Source organism: Acidimicrobiales bacterium (assembly GCA_036270875.1).
Taxonomy (GTDB): Bacteria; Actinomycetota; Acidimicrobiia; order Acidimicrobiales; family AC-9; genus AC-9.
This window is the reverse complement of sequence record DATBBR010000155.1, coordinates 1-7882: the sequence shown is the minus strand read 5'-3', so window position 1 is coordinate 7882 and position 7882 is coordinate 1. Positions and strand designations below refer to the sequence as shown.

Below are 7882 nucleotides of genomic sequence, written 5' to 3'. Positions count from 1 at the left end.
CCGTGTGCGCGGAGCCCGCCTCCCGGGCGGGCCGTGTGCACGGAGCCCGCCTCCCGGGCGGGCTGTGTCGATACGGTAAGGCCATGGGTGAGGCCATTGCGGATCCGATCCCGCCCACCATCGAGTGGCGGGACGGCGCCGTCCGCCTGATCGACCAGCGGCGGCTTCCGGGCGAGCTCGCCTACGTCGACGCTCGCACCGTCGACGAGCTCTGTGACGCCATCAGGGCCATGGTCGTCCGCGGTGCGCCCGCCCTGGGGGTCGCCGGCGCCATGGGCGTTGCCCTCGCCCAGGCCGGGGGTGAGCCGCTCGAGCCGGCGGCCCGGCGGATCGTTGCCACCCGGCCCACCGCCGCCAACCTCGAGTGGGGGGTGCAGCGGGCCCTGGCTGCCGACGATCCAGTCGCCGAGGCCCGGCGGGTCGCCGCCGAGGACGTGGCCCGCAACCGCGCCCTGTCCGCCCTTGGCGCCCCGCTGCTGCCGGAGCGCGCACGCGTGCTCACGCACTGCAACGCCGGCTCGCTGGCCTGCGCCGGATACGGCACCGCCCTCGGGATCGTCCGGGCCGCGCACGAGAGCGGCCGCGCCCCGCGGGTCTGGGTCGACGAGACCCGACCGATGCTCCAGGGCAGCCGCCTCACGGCGTGGGAGCTCGGGCGCCTGGGTGTGCCCGCCACCCTGGTGGCCGACTCGGCGGCGGGATCGCTGATGGCAGCCGGTCGGGTCGACTGCGTTGTCGTGGGGGCCGACCGCGTCGCGGCCAATGGTGACGTGGCCAACAAGGTCGGCACATACTCGCTCGCCGTGCTCGCCGCCCACCACGGGCTGCCGTTCTACGTGGCGGCGCCGATCTCGACGATCGACCTGTCCTGTCCCGACGGCTCGGCCATCCCCGTCGAGCAGCGGGGCAGGGGCGAGGTCGCGGAGCTCGCCGGTCGGCGCCTCGCCCCGGCCGAGATCGAGGTGGAGAACCCCGCCTTCGACATCACACCGGCTCAGCTGGTCACGGCGATCGTGACCGAAGACGGGATCGCGCGGGCGCCATACCTCGAGGCTCTGGCCGGGCTGGCTCGCGCCGCTGACACAGCCGGCTGAGCAGCGCGGTCAGGGCCGGAACACGTAGCCGGCGCTGTGCACGGTATAGATCAGCCGCGGTCCGTTGGCCTCCAGCTTGTGGCGCAGGGCGCTCACGTGGCGCTCGACGACATTGGGGCTGTAGTCCCGATAGCCCCAGAGCTCCGACAGCAGCTGGCTCTTGGTGACGACCCGTCCAGCTCGCCGGACGAGGTGGCACAGCAGCTCGAACTCGATGGGGGTGAGGTCCAGCGGCTGCGCCGCTCGGGTGACGGCGCGGGCGGCCTCGTCGATGACGACGTCTCCCATCTCCCAGCGCGCGTCGCGTGACTTGCCCGCCTTTGCCAGCACCGCCTCGATCTGGACGAGGAGGGAGTCGACAGAGAACGGCTTGGTGACGTAGAGCTCGGCGCCGGCGGCGAACCCGGCCCGGATGTCCTCGGCCTCGTCGGCACTGGTGAGGAACAACAACGACAGATCGGCCTCCTCCCGGAGACGGCGGGCGACGGCGAAGCCGTCGGGCCCGCTCCCGAGACGCACGTCGATGAGGGCCAGCTGAGGCTGGAAGGACTTGGCCTGCTTGAGGGCGGCGCCAGCGTCGGCGGCGGCTACGACCTCGTAGCCCTCGGTCCGCATGACCGTGACCAGCAGGTCCCGGACGATGGGCTCGTCCTCCACGACCAGCACTTTCGCCGGCACGCCGGTCCTGGCCGGAGTCCCCATGGCGTGATTGTGCCCTCCGGGTCCGTCAGGGAAACGTCAGCATTTCGTCAGATAATCGTCAGCGATGGACCGTACTGTGAGCACGGCCGGGAGCGCTCGACGCGAAGAGGACCGAAGGGGATGAGCAGGAGGGGGAGGATCGGCGCCGCGGCGCTCACGCTGGCGGGCATGGGCGCCGCGGCGACGTCGTGCGCCACGTCCACGGTGAGGAGCACGGCGCCAAGGGCGCCGGCGACGGTGGCGCTCGTCTCGTGGGGACGCCAGCACGCCGACCTGTTCTCCACCCTCTCGTACGACACCAGCACGGTCGCCGAGTACACCGCCACCTACAACACGACCGCATTGGTCGGCGCGTGCCAGACGGTGTGGAACGACGTCCAGCAGAACCTGGCCCTCCCTCCGATCCCGGATGTCGTGGCGGCCGGACACCTTCGGGCTGCCCTCGACCTCTTCGGCCGCGGGACAAGCGACTGCATCGCGGGCTCGGTCCACAACGACGGCGGCCTGATCGTGCAGGCAGGCAGTGAGCTCGATGGGGCCACGACCCAGCTCGAGGCAACCCACAGCCTCCTCAGGATGGCCACCAAACGCTGACGGCTGACCGCTGACTGCTGGCGTCGTTGCCCTAAGCCTCGGCGAGCAAGCGGGACAGCTCCTCGCCGTTGCGCTGGGCCCAGTCGTCATGGCAGTTGTTCATGAGCACGTGGGTGGCCTTCGTCCGCTCCGAGAGCTGCCGAAGCCGGGGAACCCAGTCGCCGAGCTCAGCCTCGGTGTAGCGATAGGCGAAGCGGCGCTGCACCGAGCCGCTCTCCCATTCGGCGTCGTTGTGGCCATGGAAGCGAACGACGCCGAGATCCGACGTGGCCAGCAGCACGGGCGGGACCGAGCTCCGGAAGCCCTGGGGCATGTCGACACAGACGTAGGCGATGTCGTAGCCCTCGAGGAGATCGATTGTCTCCGCCCGGTTGTCCTCTCGCAGCCAGCTCTGGTTGCGGAACTCGACGCAGATCCGCAGGGGTCGGGCTCGCCGGACGCAGTCGAGGATGTAGCGCTTGTTGGCGCTCGTCAGCGTGAACCACGGAGGGAACTGGAACAGCAGGGCGCCGAGCTTGCCCGCCCGGTGCAGTGGGTCCAGCGCCGAGCAGAAGCGATCCCACATCTCGTCCACGACGCCCGGCTCGAGGTCCTTGGGGTAGAGGCGCTTCTTGTCGGCCGGACGGGGAAGATCACGCGGGATCGCCTCGGCGATCGTCGGATGTTGGGTGAAGAGCGAGAAGGCCTTGACGTTGAAGACGAAGCGGTCGGGGGTCCGCTCCGTCCACCGCCGGGCCATGTCAGGGGCCGGCGGGAAGTAGTAGGTCGAATCCACCTCGACGAGCGGAAACCGGGACGCATAGTGCTCGAGCCTGGCCTCCGCCGAGTTCACACCCGGTGGGTACCACCCGGACTTGATGAGGGATCGATCCGTCCACGACGCGGTGCCGACGAGGATTTCCCCCACGGCGATCTGGTCACCGCCCGCCGTTGGCGGGGCCGTGGCGGTGGACGAGCGCCGAGAGCCCGCCACCACGGGGGTTGCCTTTGCAGTCGAGGCACAGGCTGGCGGCCGGCACTGCCTCCAATCGCCGCCGGTCGATCGCCTCACCGCAGTGGTCGCACCGGCCGTAGGTGCCGTCCTCGATCTTGGCCAGGGCCCGATCGACGTCACCGATCGTCGCCCTGGCCAGCTCGACGACCGTGCGATCGCGGTCTCTCGCAACCCCCGTGCTGTCACCCTCGCCCGACTCGTCGTCGAACTGCACCTCGTCGGGCCCGCTGAGCTCGGACAGGTTGGCCAGCTCCGCCTCGCACTCCTCGCGCTGGGCCTCGCTGCTCAGCCGGGCCCGCCGGAGCAACTCCCGCTGTCCAGCGAGGAAGGAACCCGGCGCGTCAGCTGCCTGGCCGCCGCCGTGAGCAACGGGCGCCGCCGCGGAGTCTGTGGCGGACGCCTCGCCGCCGACCGGACCCGCCCCGCTCGCGGGATCCGATGAAGTTCGGGTGATGTGCATCGCACCGCCTCAGCGCAGTTCGTCGAACCTTGATGCACTACCCGCGATGCCGACTCGGCAACCTCACCGGCTCGGTGACGTTTGCGCTGTGGCGCCGCCCAGTGGGCTCAGTTGGGCGTGCTCAGTTGGGCGGGCTCAGTTGGGCGGGCCGACCGCGGTGCCGCCGGTCTGTACGGCATAGCCCGTGTAGGTGCTGCTGCCACCCACGTCGGGCGCGTCGTGGCTGTAAGCGATGTGGGCGAAACCCGACTGGTCCGTGTCCACACCGAAGTCGTCGAACAGCTGGCGACCCGATGTGCACGTCGCCCCGGCCTCGCAGACGGTGCCTTTGTGCACGGTCACGACCGGCTGCGGCGCCGCCCAGCCACCCGCGGTGCCTGTCGGGTTCTGGGCGAAGTACACCGACCAGCTCTGATTGGGTCCGGGCGCCGTCGTGCTGGCGTAGTACACCAGGTCGACCCCGCCCGAGGTGGCGACCAGCCACGGGAAGATGGCCTGGGTGGTGTTGACGCTGACCGGACCGGAGCACGTCCAGGTGGCACCGTGGTCGCTGGAGACGGCCGTGACGACGTTGGCGTCGTTCGACCACGCCATCCACAGGTTGCCGGACGGATCGATCGAGACGTCGGGGAAGTTGTGGCCAAGCGAGGTCTGCGACGAGCCGGTACTGCAGGACACAGGGCGGTCGACCCACGTGTAGCCACCGTCGTTCGACACGGCCAGGTACGCCTCATTCTGGGCGGAGCCCGACGACGTCGAGGGAGCCACGAACGATTGGAAGGCCCAGAACGGGCTCTTGGCCGCCGAGTTGGCAACTGTCCCCGCCGTGTTGCGGTGATCGATCACCAGGTTGCCGTGTTGGTTGTTCGAGACCTTGAAGTCCGAGGCGGGAATGGCCTGGCTGATCTGCGTGTAGGGCGCGCCGTCGGAATCACTCCGCAGGATGTCGATGTTGTTGGTCGCGACGTCGTGGAAGCTGAGGAGGGAGGTGTCGGCGCCGTAGGCGGCGATCCACGGTCGGTCGTCGAGCGGCACGCCGAGCTGGACCGGGACGTTGCTGAACGTGCCCCCGTTGTCGGCCGAGGTGGCCACCGCCACCGACGCCAGGTTGAGGCTGGCGACGTAGAGGTTGAACGCGCCGCTCTTGTTGGGCGCGCCGGCGATGGCCAGGTCGGTGTCGCCGCCCGACAGACCGATCCCCTGGGTGGCGTTGGGCTGGCCGCGGTACTCGAGGTTGCAGGCGCTGGCGCCCGTGCCGCTGGGCTGGCCGAGACCCCGCCACACATCCGTGCCGCCGCCGAGGCCCCGCTCGGACGACAGGAAGACGTTGTTGGTGGGCGACACGTGGATGGCCGGCTCGCCGGCGACGTTGGTGCCGCAGCCCGAACCGCTCGCCGTGTTCGCGACCGCGGTGTCCTGAAGCTGGCCAGTCGCGAAGGTGGTCAAGGCCGTGACCGCCTTTGGCGAGCGCGGCCCGGGGGCCGGCCGTGGCGCGTGGGGCGACCTCGACTCCTGGGCACCGGCGGCCAGCGCCGTCATGCCCAGCGCTCCGCCGACCAGGCTCAGCGCCGCCCCGGTGAGCGCGCCCCTGCGCAACAACAACAGCGAACGAGTCACCGTGGCCTCCCCAGTCAGGCGCGTCACGATCCGGGCAGATGCTGCGAGATTTCTAGACCCGCGGCAGTGCGACTGGCAAGCCGGCCCATCCGGATGGCCGGCGCCCTGGCGGTCGCCGTCGCCGGGGGTCGCTCAGGCGGTGGTGACGGCGGCCTCGCCCGCACGCTCGGCCCGAGGGGCGCCGAACACCAAGGGCAGCTGGTCGGCCTGGCGGATGCCGGGCGAGTAGTGGATCTCGGCCCCGTCGGCGATTCGGTAGTCCGGCACCCGACGGTGGAACTCCTCGATGGCGACCCGCAGCTCGAGCCGGGCCAGGTGGGCCCCCAGGCAGAGGTGGGGCCCGCCGCCGAAGGCGACGTGGTGGTTGTGACCATCCGCCAGCTCGAAGGCGTCAGCGGCCAGGAACTGCTTCTCGTCGCCGTTGGCGGCGCCGAGCACCAGCGTCACGAGCTCGCCCTTCCGCACCTGGACACCCCGCACCTCGACGTCCTGGGTGGCCGTGCGCAGCACGACCTGGACCGGGGTCTCCCGCCGCAGCAGCTCGTCGACCGCAGGCTCGATCAGCGAGGGGTCCTCGACCAGCTGGCGCCGGCGATCCGGGTGGCGGGCGAGATAGGCGATCATGCAGTCCAAGGTGGCCGTGACCGTGTCGAGCCCGCCGAGGAGCAGGAGGTGGAGGATCCCCAGGAGCTCCTCTCGGGTGAGCTCTCGACCGTTCATGCCGGCGCGTACCAACTGGCCGAGGAGACCCTCCTCGGGAGCCCGGCGGGACGCATCGATGGCCCGCTCGAAATAGGCGCTGATCTCCCGGCCCGTCGCCTCCCTGATCCGGGCCGCGCCCTCGAAGTCGTCGCGGGCCACATCGGGGCGGACGGTGTTGTCCCGCCATCGCAGGAACATGGGTAGATCCGCCTGGGGCAGCCCCAGGAGGCGCAGGAAGATGGTGGACGGGAGCGGCGTGGCGAACTCCTCGTGGAAGTTGCAGCTGCCGTGATCGACGAAGCCGTCGATGAGCCGGTTGACGAGGACGCGTACGTCGGCCTCGAGGGCCGCCATCTTCTTGGGCGTGAACTCCGGGTTGAGGAGCCGTCGGTAGCCAGTGTGGTCAGGCGGGTCGATCTGCAGCGGGATGAGCGGCTGCTCCTGGCCGATCGCCACGGCGTCCATGGCCGACGAGAAGATCTCGGGGTGGCGCAGGGCCCAGAGGACGTCCTCGTAGCGGGAGATATAGATGACCGGGGACGCATCCATGTCCGAGCGACCGACCGGACACTGCTCGCGTAGCCACTGGTACCCCTCACGCGGGTCATCGGCCGACTCTTGCGAGAACACCGCCAGCACCGGGTCCGAGAACGGAGCGGGCTCGGTCTCCATGATGGGCTCGGTCTCCATGTCGTCTCCTCCGTGTCCTCGAACCGGCCTCAGGGCCGGCCGATGTCGATCTTCCGGCGCGATCAGCTGTTGCCTCGCACGCCGGCCCAGCAGAACCGCCAGAGGTAGGCCGCGACCTCCCGGGGCTCCGCCCGGCCCAGGGTCACGTCGTTGATGCCCGAGAGCAGGACTCCGAAGACGGTGTCGGCTGCGCGCGACGGGTCGCTGCTGAGCGCCTCGGACAGGCCGGCGGCGGCGAGCTCGGCGGCGAGCATGTCGATGAGGGGCGCCAGCGCCGCCCGAAGCTCGGCGGGGTGTCCCTCGGCCAGGCGCCGATGCTCGCGCACGAGGAGCCCCGCGTAGCCGAGGGCGCCCGGGAGGGTCAGGAACTCGAACAGGCCGTCCACGTAGGCCCGAAGGCGCTCGACCCCTTCGGGCCGGGGCGCGATGGCTTCGGCCAGCATGGAGGCGCCCACCCGGCTGTCCTCCTCGAGCAGGGCGATGAGCAGCTCGTCCTTGCCGGGGAAGCAGCGGTAGAAGCTCTTGAGCGACAGGCCGGCCCGCTCGGTGACCTGGCTGACCGTGAATGCCGCCGTACCCGTCTCGTTGGCCAGCTCCCGGGCCGCAGCGACAAGCCGGTCCATCCGCTCGACCGACCGGGTCCGGGCCCGCTCCAGCGACCGATGCAGGGCGCGGGCCTGCCACTCGCTGCCGCCGGCTGAGCTGGCGGTGTCGCCCGGGCCCGGGGGGCCCGAGGGACTGTTGTACGCCGATCGGGAGAACGTCATTCTCCCACCATCATGCCGTGACCCAACCGGGTTTGGCAAGCGCAGCGGGACCCGGGCGCCGCCGCGGCGTGCTATCGGCCGCGGCGTCGCCCTGGGGCGAGGGGATCCGTCCTCGTTACGCGCCTGTGCCGGGACCCGTCTCCCGGGCTTCTTCGACCGCGGTCAGCGCCTGGCGCAGCCGGTCGAGCCACTCGTCCTGGTTGTCACCCACCAGCCGGACGCACCAGGCCAGCGCCTCGCTCCTCGAGCCGGCGACGCCGGC

Annotated in this window: 8 protein-coding genes; 2 read left to right on the top strand and 6 right to left on the bottom strand. The window is 70.9% G+C overall.

Annotated elements, in window-relative coordinates; translation table 11 throughout:
* Positions 1 to 83: 83 nt before the first annotated feature.
* On the top strand, positions 84 to 1094 hold the full coding sequence (gene mtnA, locus VH112_14840; GenBank protein ID HEX4541515.1) for an S-methyl-5-thioribose-1-phosphate isomerase: 1011 nt from the start codon (positions 84 to 86) through the stop codon (positions 1092 to 1094).
* Positions 1095 to 1103: 9 nt separating this feature from the next.
* Here mtnA and VH112_14835 read toward each other — a convergent pair whose 3' ends face one another.
* On the bottom strand, positions 1104 to 1796 hold the full coding sequence (locus VH112_14835) for a response regulator transcription factor (GenBank protein ID HEX4541514.1): 693 nt from the start codon (positions 1794 to 1796) through the stop codon (positions 1104 to 1106).
* 120 nt (positions 1797 to 1916) lie between these two features.
* On the opposite strand from VH112_14835, the gene VH112_14830 reads away from it, so the two are divergent.
* A complete protein-coding gene (locus VH112_14830; GenBank protein ID HEX4541513.1) occupies positions 1917 to 2390 on the top strand; it encodes a hypothetical protein in 474 nt (157 codons plus the stop codon).
* A 31-nt stretch (positions 2391 to 2421) separates the two neighbouring features.
* Here VH112_14830 and VH112_14825 read toward each other — a convergent pair whose 3' ends face one another.
* The 5 genes from VH112_14825 to VH112_14805 all read right to left on the bottom strand — a co-directional run bounded on the left by VH112_14825 (position 2422) and on the right by VH112_14805 (position 7620).
* Complete coding sequence (locus VH112_14825; GenBank protein HEX4541512.1) at positions 2422 to 3297, bottom strand: DUF72 domain-containing protein; 876 nt, start codon at positions 3295 to 3297, stop codon at positions 2422 to 2424.
* A 10-nt stretch (positions 3298 to 3307) separates the two neighbouring features.
* Positions 3308 to 3844 carry a TraR/DksA C4-type zinc finger protein gene (locus tag VH112_14820; protein HEX4541511.1) on the bottom strand — a complete coding sequence of 179 codons (537 nt, stop codon included), beginning with the start codon at positions 3842 to 3844 and terminating at the stop codon, positions 3308 to 3310.
* Between the two features lie 135 nt (positions 3845 to 3979).
* Positions 3980 to 5461: a sialidase family protein gene (locus tag VH112_14815; GenBank protein ID HEX4541510.1), complete on the bottom strand. Its 1482-nt coding sequence runs from the start codon at positions 5459 to 5461 to the stop codon at positions 3980 to 3982.
* Positions 5462 to 5593: 132 nt separating this feature from the next.
* The gene (locus VH112_14810; protein HEX4541509.1) at positions 5594 to 6853 is read right to left on the bottom strand and encodes a cytochrome P450; all 1260 of its coding nucleotides are present in this window, start codon (positions 6851 to 6853) and stop codon (positions 5594 to 5596) included.
* Between the two features lie 62 nt (positions 6854 to 6915).
* The gene (locus VH112_14805; protein HEX4541508.1) at positions 6916 to 7620 is read right to left on the bottom strand and encodes a TetR/AcrR family transcriptional regulator; all 705 of its coding nucleotides are present in this window, start codon (positions 7618 to 7620) and stop codon (positions 6916 to 6918) included.
* Between the last annotated feature and the right edge of the window lie 262 nt (positions 7621 to 7882).